At 36.3% G+C, this 18,288-nt stretch carries 9 protein-coding genes; 1 reads left to right on the plus strand and 8 read right to left on the minus strand.

Annotation, left to right across the window (positions count from 1 at the left end; genetic code table 11):
- Nucleotides 1-126: 126 nt before the first annotated feature.
- The 5 genes from CLV73_RS05485 to CLV73_RS05505 all read right to left on the minus strand — a co-directional run bounded on the left by CLV73_RS05485 (nt 127) and on the right by CLV73_RS05505 (nt 10,134).
- Nucleotides 127-495, minus strand: coding sequence for a hypothetical protein (locus CLV73_RS05485; protein ID WP_157798726.1), 369 nt, complete (start codon nt 493-495; stop codon nt 127-129).
- Nucleotides 495-3,944, minus strand: a complete 3,450-nt coding sequence (locus CLV73_RS05490; protein WP_100375849.1) for a DUF6443 domain-containing protein — start codon at nt 3,942-3,944, stop codon at nt 495-497. The genes CLV73_RS05485 and CLV73_RS05490 overlap by 1 nt, the downstream gene beginning before the upstream one ends.
- A gap of 7 nt (nt 3,945-3,951) precedes the next feature.
- On the minus strand, nt 3,952-7,371 hold the full coding sequence (locus CLV73_RS05495) for a hypothetical protein (protein WP_157798727.1): 3,420 nt from the start codon (nt 7,369-7,371) through the stop codon (nt 3,952-3,954).
- A gap of 4 nt (nt 7,372-7,375) precedes the next feature.
- A complete protein-coding gene (locus CLV73_RS05500; RefSeq protein ID WP_100375851.1) occupies nt 7,376-9,019 on the minus strand; it encodes a T9SS type A sorting domain-containing protein in 1,644 nt (547 codons plus the stop codon).
- 437 nt (nt 9,020-9,456) lie between these two features.
- Entirely contained in the window at nt 9,457-10,134 is a 678-nt protein-coding gene (locus tag CLV73_RS05505; RefSeq protein WP_100375852.1) for a YceI family protein, read from the minus strand.
- Between the two features lie 301 nt (nt 10,135-10,435).
- Between CLV73_RS05505 and CLV73_RS05510 the strand changes: the two genes are divergently transcribed.
- Nucleotides 10,436-12,838 carry a hypothetical protein gene (locus tag CLV73_RS05510; RefSeq protein ID WP_228424245.1) on the plus strand — a complete coding sequence of 801 codons (2,403 nt, stop codon included), beginning with the start codon at nt 10,436-10,438 and terminating at the stop codon, nt 12,836-12,838.
- A gap of 174 nt (nt 12,839-13,012) precedes the next feature.
- On the opposite strand, the gene CLV73_RS05515 is transcribed toward CLV73_RS05510, so the two are convergent.
- The 3 genes from CLV73_RS05515 to CLV73_RS05525 form a co-directional block, all read right to left on the minus strand.
- Nucleotides 13,013-13,711 carry an IS1 family transposase gene (locus CLV73_RS05515; protein ID WP_100375854.1) on the minus strand — a complete coding sequence of 233 codons (699 nt, stop codon included), beginning with the start codon at nt 13,709-13,711 and terminating at the stop codon, nt 13,013-13,015.
- 252 nt (nt 13,712-13,963) lie between these two features.
- Nucleotides 13,964-14,647: a hypothetical protein gene (locus CLV73_RS05520; protein ID WP_100375855.1), complete on the minus strand. Its 684-nt coding sequence runs from the start codon at nt 14,645-14,647 to the stop codon at nt 13,964-13,966.
- Nucleotides 14,625-18,281, minus strand: coding sequence for a DUF6443 domain-containing protein (locus CLV73_RS05525; protein WP_100375856.1), 3,657 nt, complete (start codon nt 18,279-18,281; stop codon nt 14,625-14,627). Before CLV73_RS05525 ends, CLV73_RS05520 begins: the two co-directional genes overlap by 23 nt.
- Nucleotides 18,282-18,288 lie beyond the last annotated feature (7 nt).

Genomic DNA, 18,288 nt, shown 5'->3' on the forward strand with positions numbered 1-18,288 from the left:
AAAGCTTGAGTATATCTAATATATATTCTATTCCAAAAGATAAAATGATACCTAGTATTCAATCCTAAAAATTGAGCAATAATACTTTCTAATTACATTCCTTGCATCAATTAACAGAATTTTATCTTATTTGTATTTTAAAACTATTCTTTCGTTGCTTAAAGTTTTACCTTTTTTTGAGATTTTAAATATATTAATTCTATTTTCCATATAAGTAAAATTAAGACTCGCTAAAGGCTTTTCTGAATAACATTTTAAAACTACAGAATCTCGAGTATTATTAAGTTTCCATTTTCCTTTGCATTCAGTAACCAAACTTCCACCAAATCCAATAGTATATATAAATGTGGAATCTTTATTTATATATAAATTATAATTTAAAGACTTTTTACTTTTATGCAATGTATATTTTTCTCTTAGAATAAAATTATTAGTTTGCGCATTACAAGAAGATAAACACAATACGATTAATAAATAAAATATTAATAGCCTCATTATTTATTTTTATATTTTACACCCTGGAATTCTCTCAACTTAATACTTTGATCTAAACTTTTCATAGATTCTTTTGCTGCAGGATATGCTCGGATTAATTGTCCAACAGTTGAGTTTATTGAGACTCCGAATAAACCAGATTTGGCACTTCCACCAACCCCATAAACTTGCTGACCAGAAGAGTCACGTAAAGTCGTTAGCCAATTATTATTTATATTATTTATAGACATGCCTCCAACCGAAGAAGGATCGAATGCGGCTTGTGCTTTATATGCCGCTGATTCATCATCTAAATCTTGGGCCAAGGATTTCCCACTCTCAATATCAAATGCAATTTCTCCAGATTCAAATTGAGCTCCATGAGTCATTTCGTGAACAAAATTCCCTTCATTTACATAACCAATATTTATCTTATCAGTATTTTTATCATAAGAGGTAATTCCTTCAGATCCTGTCATTTTATTCAATCCATACATTTGATCACTGGATTCTAAAGTAGACATATTATTTAAAGACTGATTAAGACTATTTAACCTATCTTGCTTATCCCCCATTTTTGATGCTAAGGTTTTAGCATCCCAACCTTTATCTTGAGCTTTTTGATTTATTTTATTAACTTCTTTTTGTAATTCATCTCTTTTAGAAGTTACGGAACTTTTTAATCCGTCCCATTCTTTTTGATTTACTGGGTCTATTTGCATCCCATCCGGATCAGTAAACATGATTGGATTATTCACTGCATAAGAATATGGAGAATGACGACGATATATTTCAGCCAACGGATCTATTACCCCCCATCTACCCAGATCCGGCATATACATTCTTGCACCATAATCATACATCCCTGTTTCCTGTAGCTCCTTCCCGTTATACTGGTAATTATAATACTTTCCATTCGCTAGCCCCAAATAAGTGGTTTCATGTTTTAATCCAAAAGGATAATAATTATTCTCTTCCTGAATTTCTAATGCAGATACCCCTTTCATATAACTCAATCTTATATTTCCTAAATGATCTGTATAATTGTAAATATACTTATTTTTCACAAAATCATAATATCCCTCAGAGGTTGGAATAAAACGGAGTAAAAGCGGAGATACTGAGCCAAAATTAACATTCTGAGAGTACTGAAAACCATCCAGATAATACGTCTTAAGCTCAACAGGTTCCAGATTCCCTACAACATCCATCTGTGAAGTAATATATGTTTTCTCAACTTTTTGTCCATCTGATCTGTATTTATAATACAATTGATAGGTATTGAAGAATACCTGAGGACTTGTTAAAATCTTATTGGGAAGGTTCAGGTAATTATAGTCTATGGAACTGATTCCGTTATCCATATGAACTTTCATATTTCCATTATCATCATATCCAAAATCATTTTGTGCTGCATTATATCCTGAATAATTATTTGCAACGCCTGCAGGTAATTGTATTTTATTCAGTCGATTACCGGTGTACTTATATTCTAAATCATCTATAAGCTCTGCTGTTGTTCCCGAAGAAGGTTTAGAAAATCTTTTTAAGGTAAGAATATTACCATTAAGATCATACGTCAGCTGTTCATTATAATTATTGTTCGCTATAATTGAAGATCCAGGTTCTGAATAAATTCCAGCCAGAAGTCTATTGAGTCCGTCATATTGATAAGAGTATCTTTTTTTGTTGTTATTAAAGCTGGATGCCGTTCTCCAATCAATCTCGGATATGTTCCCGTTATATTTTGGTGATGATTGGTTGGTATTTTCCGGGTTGGTATATTTTATTTCATACCCAAAAAGGTCGTTTCCTAGATTCTCAGGATCGTTAATCTTTGTCATCCAGCCCCGGATATTGTAAGCATAATTCACATCCTGAAGGCCGGCTCCCAAAGACGATCCTCCCACTTTCTTTGTGATAAGCTGTGAGATTTCATTATACTCATTCTGTGCTAAGATTTCTTCCTGGGGATTATTATCTACTTTATGCTTGTGGACTTTCAGTCTATTTTGATTGTCGTACTCAAAATTTTCAGTGATGATTCTTTCGGCATCACTTGAAATCCTTTTATGGCGGGTAATGGTCTGCTGAACCAAGCCTGCAAAATCAAGCCTGGATTCTGTCTGGGTATAGCCTCCCAAATGGTTGATGGAATGGGTAGCAATTATTCTTCCTCTTGTATCATAATAACTGTAGTTCTTCGTCCAGTTGTCGTCTTCTATATTTTTTACATAGGATGCCAAAGGCAAGCTTTTTGTGTTAAGCTCTGAATTTATATTATCTGTTAATACTGCACTTTGATTGGAAATAGTGGGGATAAAAGCAGGAGTTCCTTCCGGATATCTATCATAATAATTAACACTTAAAATGGTTTCAAATTCATAGAACAGATTATTGGTGTAGTAAACCTGCATCCCGTTTTTGGTAAATCCTGTCGCATCTCTCGATTCTGCAATAACAATTGGACCTGCCTGTGATTGCATACTTTCTCTACTGCCCCCCGCAATAAGTCCTGTATAGATTACTCTTCCAAATTGGTCATATTTCGTGAATAACCATTTTCCTTTATCATTTAAGTTAGCATCCTGAGTCATGATCAAGCGATCTGCTTTATCATAGACCATATACTCCCAGTCTTTTCCAGGAAGTCTTTTCTCAACCAAGCGGTTTCTGCTGTCGTACTTGTACTGATAACATAAATTATTCAATACAGTCTGATCTAATGATGTAACAACAGATGCCAAAGGAGGTATGACATACGCTAATTGATCATAATCGTTATACACGTAATAGGTATCGGCACTGTCTGTGGTATTCAACATTTTCCTTACCAATACCACTTGTCCTTTACCATTTTTAAATTCTATGGTTTTGTTTCCATCTTCATCAGTTATGGTATTTTTATACAGCTGATTAGCTCCGTAAGTTGTGGAAACAGGTATAGAAGATTCAAATGTGGAATAATTGAAAGAAGTAGTATATTTCTTTACTTCCCCATCGATATTGGCATCATATCCAAACTGTACAGGTTTGTTGTCCCATGCATTACCAACCTGCTTTTGGCTTAGAATTCTATCTAATGGAGAGTTTTCCAATTGTTTTTCGGCATAGATCTTTTCTGATCCGTAAGGAGTACTCGTTACATTAGCTAATGGATCGGTATAGATTCCGCCGTTTTGTGTTCCGATTTGGGGAACGGGAAGGTAATCTAAGGTCTGTCTTCCGAACTGGTCATAGACTATTTTAGTAACAACATCTTTGTTGGAAGGAGTCGCTTTGATATTGATCACCTGCTTAGGCCTTCCCAACCCATCGAAATACTGAACGGTTTCTGAGGTCTTGGTAGGAGTGATTCCGTTATAATCTAAGTAGTTTTTAGTATATACATAGTTTTCTGTTGTACTGAGCTGTGCTTGGCTCCAACCGGTAATGAATAAGGCGCTTATGGGAATGATGAGTTTTTTCATCGTAATATTAGTTTTTATAGTGATATTGGTATTCTTTTAAGAGTTTACCTGTCTGGTTCTGTTCTCTTACTTCTTTCAGGCGGTTGGCAGAGTCATAAATATATACTTCTCGTATCCCTGAGGGAGGAGTGATGCTTCTTACACCCACTAACGGATCGTAAGTATAGGTAGTAACCTGATGTCTTGAATAGGCATTTCTGAAAGCAGCTAATGTATTGAGAAGTGATGTTTCGTCATTGTTTATTCCTGCTCCGGCATCAGTATTCGATGCATTTACAATATCTACATCACTAAAAGAAGCCGAAATAGAAGTATAATCTATTCCAATAATTTTAGCGATAGGAAGAGTCTTATTATACCCCCAAATGATTGATGTTACAACTCCATCTCTGGTGGTATATTGCAGTAAGTTACCTTTATCATCGTATTTATCATAAGTGACTTCTGTCGTTCCAGTAGTTGGATTTTGCAGATCATAAGACATCAATGAACTCGGAAAGTAATGGTTCATATCATTATAAAAAGTTTCTATTTTACTGATCGTTTTATTATTCTTCTTTTCTTCGGTTACTAAAGGAATACCAATCATATTGGCAGTAATCAATCTTATATCGTTTTTTTCGTGAGCATATTGATAACTGATATTATTTGATTCTCCGTCAGAAAAACTTTTTGTTACCGAAATAAGATAGTCCCTTGGGTTATAGCTATTATTTGTGGTTGTAGATATCATATTCGAAATTCCATTTTTATAGAAATAAGATTTCTCTACTTTTTGAGTAGGTAAAGTCACTCCAAATTTTTCAAAGTTTTTATATGGCGTGGTTAATGGCTGCATAAACCCATGGTTAACCATATCCTGATAACTATTGAATGAGAATAACTCAGCTATCATATTATTGGAAAAGTTATCTTTAATTTTAACACCATCATTTTTCTGATATTCCGAACTTGTATAATCTGTAATTGTTTCTGTAACTAAATTATTATTAGAATCGTATTTTTTTTCAGAAATCACTTGTCCTCTTAAATAATCCTGGTTAGGAATTGGAATCGGAGGTAATGTTACCACAACAGTTCCTTCATTCGGATAATCAATTGGGGATCTGAATTTATATTCTGTTCTTCCTTTTTTATTATTATTCTTATCAATCTGTTCTACTGTAACGTATTTATAACCAACATCTCCCCCTTGGGTTTTCTGCACCGGAAGAATATTATAGTCTGTCGTCACATTAAAATCAGCACTATACATTATGGTAGGATTACTGATTGTATTTTGGTACGAATAGCTTTCCAAAAGCTTAAAAATCGGTTTTGGAAAAACCAAAGCTCCACTGCTTCTTTGAGCATCATCAAGATTTTTATAACTATATATATACTTTTTAGCAAAATCGTTAGCTGAAGCGTCATCATAATAAGAAATATTCTTAATTCTTATTCCGCCACCTTTATATATTTTAACATCTATATACGTTGGCTCAGCTGTATGTGCTACGAAAGTCTCATTAGTAGGTGCTGCATTAGAAGGACCAAAATCTCCACTTAAAGTAGCATAATAAGTTCCTGGTTCAAGATATACACTTGGGTGGAATTCCGATTTAATTTCACCATTGGGATCAGGATTCAGAACAAAACAATTAGAGGGCTGAGGTTTATTACATGTTTGGGCGGGATATGCAAACTCATAAACAACCGGAGAAAATGTATTGTCAGTATTTTTCTTAAATAGCTGAAGCTTCCAGTTAAAATAAATCAAATTTCCCAACCAAAGATCCAAATTAACAGATTGTGCTGATTGTATTGTAAAAAATTGTTGTTTATAAAGATTATTAAATTGCAAGAAATTTATACTGAATTCAAAATCATTCATTTGATTATACCCTGTAACCGGTGTCATTACCTCTTGCTCGGTAGGGTTATAACTAAATTCATTCTCTTCAAAATTAAAGATGGCTTTCCCTTTCGTAGGGTATGTTATTGATTTTAATACATCGGTAACAATGTCATTATTTAAACTTAAACCCGCAGAAGATTTATAATATCCCCAATCATCTTTTTTAAGTACAGACGAGTTGGTGTTGTAGTCTAACCAGTATTCTGAGCTCTGCCCGTTTAATATACTTTTAGTAACTTTTTTCAGAAGCATTTTACGAAGAGGTTCAGATCCAGTAAGTGTTTGAAATTCAACATTTGAATAATCATAATCAAAAATATACTTCTCTGTGTATTGTGTAGAAGGCTGTCCTGAATAATTTGATTGAATAGACTTCAGTTTATAAAGATTAACAGGCTCCGAATAATTTGAATCTTGTCGGCCTTGTTCATAATTCAGATATATCTGCCCTTTTCCCTTAATATCAATACTTGTAAGTAATTTCGTTTGAGAATTATTATACACTGTTTGATTTTCCAGAGATCCCGGCATACTACCATCCGGACTTTGTAATTGCCCCGTTTGTTGTAGAGAATAATTAGTATAATAAACATTACTAGCCGATCTATAAGTAATGGTAGGTGTTTCCTTGAATTTTACTTCCGAGGAAAGATCATAATTAAATTCAACTAAATTTGTATTATTTTGATCATTAATTTTTACTAAGTGAAATGACGTAAAATAATCAGCAATATCCATAGTAGGAATCAGCTGTCCTTCACTAGTTGTCATCCCTATCTTTACCGTAACAATATTTTTTTGTGACCTCTCTTTAGCATCAAAAATATATTTTACCCCTTTATCGTCTGTGATAATAAAGGATTTTATCACACCATACATATCAATTTCGCCACATACAATCTGAAGATTATTCTTATCTAATTTCTCTAAAACATATGCCCCAGCTGAAGTTTTTGTAATATAAAATCTTCCGGAATAATTCATAAAATTATATTGATAAAGATCATATTCTGTATCAAATCTTCCCACGCCACAATAAAAAGTATAATCATTAAAATTGAAAGAAAAATCATCATTTATGATTTTATATGTGGGATTCTGGAAATGATCATAGATTCCAAATTTCACTTTTGGAGGAGAAGAATGAGATATAGTTCTATTTTTTTCATCAGGGCTTCCTCCTCTTACTGTTCTAGTAATAGTTCCTCCTGCTATTAAGCTCCAACCCAGTCCAGTTTCACCAGACCTATCATCTGGTTTTGCATTTAAAGGGTGATATTTTAATTGAATATTCACCGCAACATCTTTATTGCTTGTAGGAATATTAAATAAAGGAATATTTATATCCGGAACCCCTGTATAATAGCTTACAGGAACTTCTTCAAATTTCATTAGATTATTCGAAGTTGGTGCAGGGGGGAACATTTCATTGATATTTCCCACGTAACTTTTGCCCTCCTGCGTCGGAGTTTGAGCATTTATAGCATATGCCAAACATGTCAATATTATAATTAATATATTTTTCTTCATCTGTTTATTTCTTAATCAGTTTAGCATTCGCAGTTTTGTTATCGTCTGTTTTTATCGTAATCAGGTAAGCTCCCTGTATCAAAGGCTGAGTATTGATCTTGGTTACCCTGTTCTTGGTTTTGATTTGTTGGAGCTGTCTTCCTGACATATCATACATCGTAATATCCGCTTCCTTGAAATCAAAGCCAATTTCTACATAGGTATAATCGGATACCGGATTCGGATAGATCCTGATATCCTGCTTTTCTATGAGCTGGTCTACCTGCTGATCTCCGAGTTTTACAATCTTCCAGTTCTCTTTGCCTAATTCTTCAGCACTGGTTCCTGCCAGAATAATAGAGCCGTCTCTATTCAGTTTAATATCCGAAAGTCTTTCTTCTCTCTTTCTGGATTCGCCTTTTACATGTTTTCTCCACTGTTCGTTACCGTTTTCATCTACATACAGCATCCAGAAGGTTTCATCATCGGTTTCTATTCTGCCTTCTGCCTGGGTATAGCCTCCAAGTAGTATTCCTTTGGTGAGGTCTTTATTCTTTTCTCTTTCGTTATGACCTAAGATGACATGCATTCCCATTAAAACATCCCTGTTTTTAAAGTTGTAGGATTTCTGCCAGATTTCTTCGCCTCTTTCGTTTAAGGAGATGAGCCAAAGGTCGGTACCTTCTTCTATGCCTACGGTTTTATTGCCTGATCTCTCGGAACGGCTTTCGCCTCCTATGATAAAGCCTGAAGTAGTCATAGCTAATGTTCTTAAGTGATCGTCTCCTGTTCCGCCATAGTTCTTTTCCCATTCCACTTTGCCTTCTTTGCTGAGCTTAATGATCCAGTAATCGCCTTCTCCTTGATTATTCGTGGATTTAGGGTAACGGGATTCGGGATTCGTGGTAGTACTGCCAGTACCTGAATTTGTCTCCGAATTCTGTAATCCGGAACCCGAACCTCGAAACTCGGAACTTCTGGAATAGACTCCTAATAAAACTCCTCCGTCTCTCGTTGGAATCATTTTTTCTACTTCGTCTAAGCCTTTCCCGCCTAAAATAAGTTGGGAGATTTCTTTTCCGTTTTTGTCTAGTTTAATGACAAGAACATCTTTGGAACCATAGCCATTTGCAGAGTTTTGAATATTTCCTGCGACAACGAAGCCTAAGTCGGTGGTTTGAATGACAGCTCTGGCTTCTTCATCGGAAGTGCTTCCAATGGTTTTCTGCCATAATTCATCACCAAATTCATTGATTCTAATCAACCAGATATCGGAGCCTCCTTTGGAATCGTCTTTTTTGTCTAGCCCTTTGCCTGAATAGGAAGTTCCTGCTAAGAGAAAGCCTCCGTCCTGAGTGGATAGGGATGCGGAAAGGTAATCGTGGTTCTTACCTGCAAAGTATTTTTCCCAGACTTCTTCTCCCTGTTGGTTGAGTTTTACGAGATGGAAATCGTAACCGTTGTTCTGCTTTTGGCTGCTGGCTGCTTGCGACAGGCTTTTAGACTGAATGGAGCTTCCGGTAATTAAGTATTGAAGGTCTACGGTTGGAGTTACCTGGCTTAGAAAATCCTGAGTGGTGGATTTGATGTCTTTCTGCCATAAAACTTCCTGAGCCGAAACGCTCAGAACTGTGCATAGAAAGTATGCACCGATATAGAGTTTTTTCATCTCAAGTTTATTTGTTAATAGTTGTTAGAGTTTTTACAAAAATATTATTTTTACTTCACACTGGTTAGATTTATAATGAAATAATTGTAAATTTTATCACCTAATAGTGTTTTTTAGCTACTCCTGCTATTGATAAAGCAAAGGTATTATTGTGTAGCGACAAGACTTGTCGTGTTTAATAATTTATCAAAAATAAACTTTAGGAAACATTTTTAGATGTTTTTAACCTCAAATCCTCTAAATAATGCCCCTTAAAAATTTTTTATTTTTATAGACATTTTTGAAAAATGATTTGGGATAAAATATCTTTTTCGATTTAGGAATGTGACAGAATTTCCGGATTCGGAATAAAAACGGCAGTCTCAGGATGATTCGGAGCATAAAAAAAAAGCTGCCTTATAAAAAGACAGCTTCAAAGATTTTATAGTCTAACAATATTATTTCTTAGCTTTCACGTCTACTGCGATTTCGATGTCTTTGCTGATCATCCATTCTGCAGGATCTGCTTCAGAAGTTCCGAATTTGATTCCCCAGTCTGCTCTGTTTACTGTAAATTTAGCCTGAATTGCTGCAGTACCTTCTGCAACGTCTACTTTAGCCGGGAAGGTAACATTCATTGTTTTTCCGGATAGAGTAAGGTTTCCGCTTACTGTTTTGTTAGCTCCTGCTACAGCATCTTTCGGTGCTTCTTTAAGATCTGTTACGCTGGTGATTTTAAAGTCAGAGGTTGGATTTTTTGCCGTATCGAAGAAGTCAGGGTTTTTCAAGTGAGCTTCAAGGTCAGCCGGTTTTTTATCTTTTTCAGTAACTGAAGCCGGATCTACTTTAAGAGAGTTCATATCGATGACAAAGTTCCCAGCTGCTACATTCCCGTTTTCGATGCTAAGATCTCCGGATTTTACCGTCAAAGTTCCCCAACGAGGAGCCATTCCTCCTTTGTGAAAAGCTTTCCAGTTCACTACAGAAGCTACTGTATCCACTGCCAATACTTCTCCTTTGCTTTCTGCTACTGCCTGCTCTGTTCCCGTAGCTGCTGCTTCAGCTGATTTGTTTTTGTTACAAGATGCCAAAAGCAATCCTACTCCTACTAATGCAATTACACTGATTTTTTTCATATTATTCTATTGTTTAAAAGTTTATGTTCTAAATATAAGCAAAATGAAATATCCTGAAAATATTCCATTTCCTGAATTGTTTAAGGTCCCAAAGATAAGTCCATCTTCCATTGCTTTTATTAACATACATCAATAAATGATACCAATGCTGTTTATTTTTCTCATTCAAATACTTAACCGCCTATAAACCGACCTCATTTTTAATAATATTTTAATATCCTTTAGACTGATTGCCATTGTAGTAAAGCATCAAATCGCGTACTTTTATCCTTAAATATTTCAAACAGATATTTTTGTTGGTATGTCAAAAAAACTCATCTCCTTTCTGTTTATGATAATGGCAGCAGCCTGTTTCCGGGCACAGGATAAGGCGGAAAAAGCACTGGAACTGTTTTCAGAAAAGTATCCTCAGGAAAAAGTGCATCTGGTATTTAATAAAAACAGTTTTATTGCCGGGGAAAATCTTTGGTTCAAATCTTTCGTTTTCGACGGTTATGATATTTCTGGTATTTCCACGTCTTTATTTGTAGAACTGTACGACAGCAACAAAGTACAGATCGGCAAAAAAATTGTCCCTTTAATCAATGGGCAGGGCAGCGGCAATTTTACCTTACCCGAAAGCCTGAAAGAAGGGATTTATTATGTTCGTGCCTACACCACCTGGATGGCCAATTTCAATGAAGATTTTCAGGCTATAAAACCTGTCGTTATCTATAATCCTTCTTCGCCCCAAAAACTTGTGCCCAATACCGATTCGAAATGGACTGCCGCTGCATTTCCGGAAAGCGGAACTTTTATAGATGGAATTAATACCAAATTTGCTGTCCGATTGCAGTCTAAAGGCCTCACTCCGTCTGACTGGAGCGGCTATGTGGTAGATGCTGAGAAACCGGATGTAAAAATAACTTCTTTTAAAGGATTTGACCAGAATGTCGGAGCATTTTCAATCACTCCCCAAACCGGAAAAAAATACCAGCTTATCGTTACTGACTCAAAGGGAAATAAACAGGCGATAGATTTACCTCCTGTTGCTGATTCCGGAATTCATCTTAAGGTAACGAGCGGTAATGACGCTATAAAATTTTCTTTAGCATCTAAAAACATTGCTCCGGGAACGTTGTATAAAGTCATTGCCATGATCAACAACCAGCTGGTTTTTAAGGTGAATTCAGAAAAAATATTGGAAAAGAGCTATTCCATTCCTACCAGTCAACTCATCAATGGTATATTGCAGCTTACCGTATTTGATGCTAAGGAAAATGTAGTCGCGCAAAGACTTTGTTTTGTACAGCCTGATCAGTTAAAAATCAAAAAGCCTGCACTTGAGTCTTTATCCCTTAATGAATCCCCAAGAGCTTCCAATTCTTTCACGATCGCTCAAAATCCTGATCAGGAAGGCTATGCCGTACTGGTTCTCGATGGAAATTCTGAAAACCCGGAAGATGAAAACAGCATGCTGAGTACGTTATGGCTTACCGAAGATATTCCTTCAAAAATATATTCTCCGGCTCAATATTTCGCCCCCAATCACAATTCTGAAGCACTGGATGCCCTTTTAATTACCGAAAAATGGAAAAGGTTTGACTGGAACGCGATCATGGCCGGAACCTACCCTATTATCAGCTACCAGCCTCAACCTTACATTTCTTATAAAGGAAAAGTAACCATCCAGGGTAAACCCGCTCCTGATACAGATATGAATTTATTGTTCAGCATGCCGGATAAAGGGATGAAAATCTATCAGGTAAAGACCGATTCGAAAGGCTTCTTTTCTTTAAGAGGACTGATTTTTGAGGATGCCATTAAGTTTTCTTACCAGCTCAATGATCCCAAGATTCCTAAAGAGCAGGTGCAGGTTATTTTTCAGCCTGATTTTTCTTTTGTTCCTCTAAAGGGAAACCTTCCTTCTAATAATTATATCCTGGTACAGCGTACCGGCGAAGAAAAGCCTGCCCCTGAAATCAAAAGGTATATGGTAACCAAGAGCACCCAAAATACCATCAACGAGAAAGCAACCCTAATTGAGGAAGTAAAGCTGATCCAGTCTAAAAAAGATAAAACCCGAGAGCTTAATGAAAAGTTAAGCGGTCCGTTATTCCAGGGAGCGAATGAAACCATTTTCGATTTTGTGAATGATAACAATAACTCTGCACAGGGATCTATGAACATCCTGCAGTGGCTGCAGGGAAGGGTTGCCGGACTGACTCTGGAGATGGATATGGGAAATTACGTTCCGAAAATGAGAGGAAGTACGGTAAACATCTACCTGGATGAAATGAGGATTGATCCTTCACAGATAAATACCATCTCCACATCAGATATCGCCATGGTAAAAGTGATTAAAGATTTCTTTGCTGGTGGATTGGGCGGAAGCGGCGCCATCGCTATCTATACCCGAAGAGGCGGCATTACGGGCTCTGTAAGCAATTCCAGTATCCCTTCAAAACTGAAACAAATAACACTGAACGGCTTCGATAAAGAAACCCCATTTGTGAGCCCTATATATGGGAATGACAATTTTAACAGCATTTTGCAGGATCTCCGAAGTACGCTTTACTGGAATCCTTATCTGCAGGTACAACCCAAAGAACCGACGACCGTACAGTTCTTCAATAACGATGACGCGAAAAGCTATAAGGTTATTATTATGGGATTTGATGAGAAAAACTTCGCTCCTGTATACTACAGCGAAACAATTAAATAAAGTCTAGTGTTAAGAGAAAAGAGGCTGTCTCAAAAGTCAAATAATTGGCTTTTTGTCATTCTGACGAAGGAAGAATCTTATTGATAGCCAAATACATGAGATTCTTCACTACATTTTATTTCGTTCAGAATGACACTTTTGAGACAGTCTCTTTTTTATTTTGAAACTTTATGATTATAACCAAAAATATATTTTTAAGATACAGCCAAGTATCAAACTACTTTTACTGAAACAAATTGTTCTTCTGTTCAGTCTTTTAAGGTGGGTTCTGATACTTAAATTTTTCCTTTCTATGGAGTTGGTTCCAAATCTTTTAGTATCATGGATTTCTTTTGGAATCAGGTATTGATAATTTCTAAGTTTATCGGTATAAATCTTTTGCGGCTTTGAATGCATTACAGTTTTTATAACAGCATTTAGGGTCTTGTTTGTTCTTTTTCCAATATAGAATGCTGCGATGGTTTTGGTATTTTTATTAATGGCATACACCAACCATTGAGGATTTGCTTTTTTCTTGATAAAGATTCTCATTTCATCAAGTTCATACTGCTGATGGATGTAATTTTCAGGTTGGCAAATCTTACCGGCAATACAGGTAATTCTTTTAAGCAGGGTTGTTGTTGAAATTTTTAATATCCGGGCCGTACTTCTTATCCCTAAGCCTTCCTTTGTCAGTTGAATGATATTTGAATTGGTAGTTTTACGATAAGCATTATAAGTATAATATTCTATAAATCTTTTATGACAGTTTTTGCAGAAATACTGTTGTTTTCCTGTTTTTGTAGTCCCATTTTTAATAATATGCTTTGAATAACAGAAACAGCAGATTTTTGTATCACTAACTCTGATACACGAGGAATGATCTTCAATCATTTGCGTATGTTTTTTCTTCAAAAATAAACAAGAGTAGGTATTCTCCTACTCTTGTTTTATAATTATCTTTTTTAATTAACATTGAAAATCAATGATTTAATTTTCAAAAAAAGCTCATCACTAACTCTGAAACACTACCTTTTAAGATTATATTCTTTAATAAATATTGAAAATCAATGATTTAATTTTCAAAAAAGGTTCATCACTAACTCTGAAACACTACCAATACTACCAACACCACCCCATGACCTGTTATTTTTTATAATAAACACGTCCATATTTATCTATTTTTTTCGGAAAAATATATTTCAAACTCTCATTCGAAATAGAATTACAGTTTTTTCCTGTTTCACCGTTATTTATTTTTGAAATGTTACTAAGGATATCATCTATATTTTCATAAACAATATTATCTTTTAAATCGATTTTCGCTATGTTACAATAATTTTTAATATCCTGTATGGCAATACACGATTTGTAAATATCATTTTTATATGGTGATATAGGCATATAATAATATTCCATTAAGTACTCATAATTAAAATCTTTATCTACTATAATCATTGATGGTAAAAACATATATTTCCCTGTTGATCCTGTATATAAGGTTATATTATAAACAGATTTTTTATCGTGCATTATACCTTGTTTAAAAGTAGTAAGAATTCCTTTATTATATTTTTTGGAAAAAAAGATCAGATTTGCCATATCAACAGTTCCTACACCTTTATCAAAATCAAGCCCTCTTCTATCTAAAATATAAAATACACTATATGAATTATTATCTAATATTTTTATAATATCTTTCTTTTCAGTAGTTAAATTAATAGAAAATTTTTTATCATCTATATCTACCATTTTCATTTGAGAAAATCCATTTAAGCTAAAAACTATAGCTATTAAAAATACTATTTTATTTAATTGTTTTGACTCCATATTTTGTCATTATAATATTAAAATTTGTTTGAGTAGCTTTACCATCTCTATACCAAACCCATCCATTTTCGTAATTTTTCTTGGAAGTTTGATTAAATCCAGTAAAGTCTTGAAATCTTATAGTCCCTTGACTATTTGGCCATAAACTTGAATAATCCCTATTTGCAAAAATATCTCTGGATTTTATGTTGGAAGAAAGCCCTGTACCAAAAAGCACATCATTTGCTGAGAAACAAGATCCCATGATTAGATTTTTTCCATCTTTAACATAATTACCAATCCCAATAAGACTATCTATGCTGCCTTTTTTGGCGACAGATAATTTACTAGAATCAGAACTGTACTGTTGGAGATCGGTTCCATATATTTTTTCAGTTTCAAGGTTGGTATAAAAACCAGTATCATCTGTCAATATATATTCACCGGTTTCTGGATTACGAATAGCAGTTCCATCTTTATCAAAAGTATAACGTTTGCCTACCAGACCATGTGCATTAATATAAATATTATCTGCTTGGCTTTTTCCCAAATATTCAGTTAATTTAGTTAAGGCATCTGTTAAGGTTGTAGCATCAATGACATGCCATCCATTTTTTTCGAAATCACTATCTACAAAACTTCCAAGATTTTCTTTATCTGCTCTTAGAAAATTAAGAATAATATTTAACGCGGGGTTTCCTCCACCACTTCCACCAACAGCTCCTGTAGCATCAATATAACTGTTATGCTGATAGATTGGGTTAGTATACATATTCCCATCATTATCCGTAGAAAACATAGGACGGTTTTCATTAGAATAATTATGGTAGTTATAAAAACTGTCCATTGCACTTCTTCCGTCAGGATCAATAAATCTCATAGGATTATTAAGTGCATACGCGTAAGGAGAATATCTCCTGCTGCTTTCTGCCAAAGGATCTACCACGCCCCATCTTCCGATATCGGACATATACATTCTTGCCCCGTAATCGTTCCATCCGGTTTCTTCCTGTAATTCTTTGCCATTATATTGGTATTTATAGGCAGGATTTCCTACTCCTATTGCCGGCGTTTGCTGTTTTAACCCAAATGGATAATAGCTGTTTTCTTCAAGAGCTTCTGCGCTGCCATTGGTACCTTTAGCGTAGCTGAGACGCACATTTCCCAAATGGTCGGTATAGGTGTAAATATACTTATTATTTTCAAAATTGTAATAGCCTTCTGAAGTCGGCACGAACTTCAATACAGAATCTAATAAAAACGCTCCTTCAAATTCATATTGAAAACCATCGAGGTATTCCGTGGTTTTAAATACTTCCAAACTGTTTTTTGCGATTCCATACGTATAGAGCTTTTTCAGCTTTACCCCGTCTGCACGGTACGTATATTGGGTGGTAATATTATTCGTATCGTATAACCCTGTGATTACATTTCTTACTTCATATGTCTGATTGAAGGTGATCTTTTTAGGAAGGTTCAGAAGGTTATAATCGATCTGCAATATTCCTTTGTCTAGCTGGTTCTTCATGTTTCCGTTGTCATCGTACCCGATGGTGTTTCCTGAGACATCGGGATAGCCGGCATAGTTCTGCGAGCTGTCAGTTACCGTCAGTAGCCTGTTGCCTGCATAGGCATAGGTAAGGTTATCAATCTGCGCCGCAGAACCACCCGTGTTTTTCTGGTTCCTCTGCAGACCGGTAATGTTTCCGTTGGCATCGTAGTTCATGGTTTCATTGTAGAAGCCATTCTGGGGAATGGTGGTTTCCGGCTCCTGGTACACTCCCGCCAACAGCCTGTTGTACTGATCGTAGCGGTAGCTGTATTTTTTCAGGGTATTATCAGCGGTACTTTTCCAGATCATTTCGGTGATGTTCCCGTTATAATTGGCAGGTGCCACCGAAGCATCGGAAGTGGAGGCGAATTTCAGCTCATATCCGAAAAGCTTCCCGTTGAGGTTGGAAGGATCGTTGACTTTGGTCACCATTCCTTTGATATTGTAGGTATAGTTGATATCCTGGATCCCGTTTCCTAAGGTTTTTCCGGAAACCTGCCCCAGCTCATTGTATGCATATTGTGCCAGGAGCTCTTCGGTATTTCCGTTCACCTGGTGATAGTGCTGCTTTAGCCTGTACTGATCGTCATAGGTAAATCTTTCTTTAATTACGGTTTCGGTATTGGCATTTGCTTTTTTATGGAAGGTATTGGCACGCAATACGGCTCCTGAAAAATCAAGCTCTTTTTCAGTATTGGTATAACCTCCTAAGTGGTTGACGTTCTTACTTCCTACAGGTCTCAGCAAGGCATCATACCAGATATGGGAAGCAGACCAGCTGTCGTCATCCAGGTTTTTGACATAGGAGGAGGTAGGCATGGATTTCAAACTTCTTACGCTGTTGACCCCATTGCTGGAGAACGACTGAATGGTGTTGGTCATATAAAACGTCAATACCTCCGTATTGAGCGGATAGAAAGTAAAATCACGATTACCGACAGGATAGGTATCGTAATAATTAATGCTATAGGGAACGAATGTAGCGGAAGGATACGCAGTGTTGGTATAAAAGATCTCCTGCCCGTTCAGGGTAAAGGCGGTGGTGCTTCTGCTTTCATTATTCAGCCCTTTGGCATTGGCGTTATTCTGCTCCTGCAGTCTGGTTCCTCCGGTAAACTGGCCTGTATACACTGCTCTTCCCAATTTGTCGTAACGGGTAAAAAGCCATTTGTTAGGGCTTTCCGGGTTGTTTCTCATATTGGCATCCTGGGAAGCTACGAGACGGTTCTGAAGGTCATAGACCATATATTCCCAGCCTTTGCCCGGAAGTTTTTTCTCTACGAGCCTGAATTTATTGTCATAGACGTATTGGTAGCAGAGATCATCCAGGATCTGCGTGGTTATGGTATTGTTGCCGGACGTAATCTGCTGGTCTGCTTTGGGAGAGATCACAAAGGCCAGCTGCCCGTAAGTGTTGTACAGGTAATAGGTGTCCAGTTTATCGGCACCTTCTCCTTTTCTCAGCAATACGGTTTTGCCTTCGGAATTTTTGAAGTCTATGGTGACATTTCCGTTTTCATCGGTTATTTTGTTTTTAGAGAGCTGGTTGGCATCATAGAATGATACACTGCTGATGCCGGTGGTAAGGGTAGCATTGCTCCAGGAAACCGAGGTAGTGTATTTTTTTACCTGATCGGCAGTGGTATTGGTAAGATACTGCATCTTGGTGGTATGTCCGGTTGACATCGCCCATTCTGTTCCGGGGCCGGCTGCTTCGAGTACTCTGGCTAAGGGAGAGTTTTCAAGCTTTTGTTCGGAAAATGCATTGCCCACTCCGTAATAGCTGTTTACGGTGCTTTCATCGGTACCATGGATGCCGGAATTGGCAGTGGCTACGGGAACGGGCAGCAGGGTTTTGGTCTGCCTCCCAAGCTGGTCATAGGTTACAGGGACTACTAAGTCTTTTCCCAAAGGGGTTGCTTTTACCTGAACGACTTCTTTGGCTCTTCCCAATCCGTCAAAATATTGTACGGTTTCTGTTTTTTTACTTCCGTCCGCAGAAAGGTATGTTTTTGTATAAATATAATTTTCGGTGGCGGTTGGTGTCTGTGCCGAAATGATTTGTGCTACAAACAACAAAATAAATAGAATTGATTTTTTCATGATGATG

It is taken from the genome of Chryseobacterium geocarposphaerae (assembly GCF_002797535.1).
Taxonomy (GTDB): domain Bacteria; phylum Bacteroidota; class Bacteroidia; order Flavobacteriales; family Weeksellaceae; genus Chryseobacterium; species Chryseobacterium geocarposphaerae.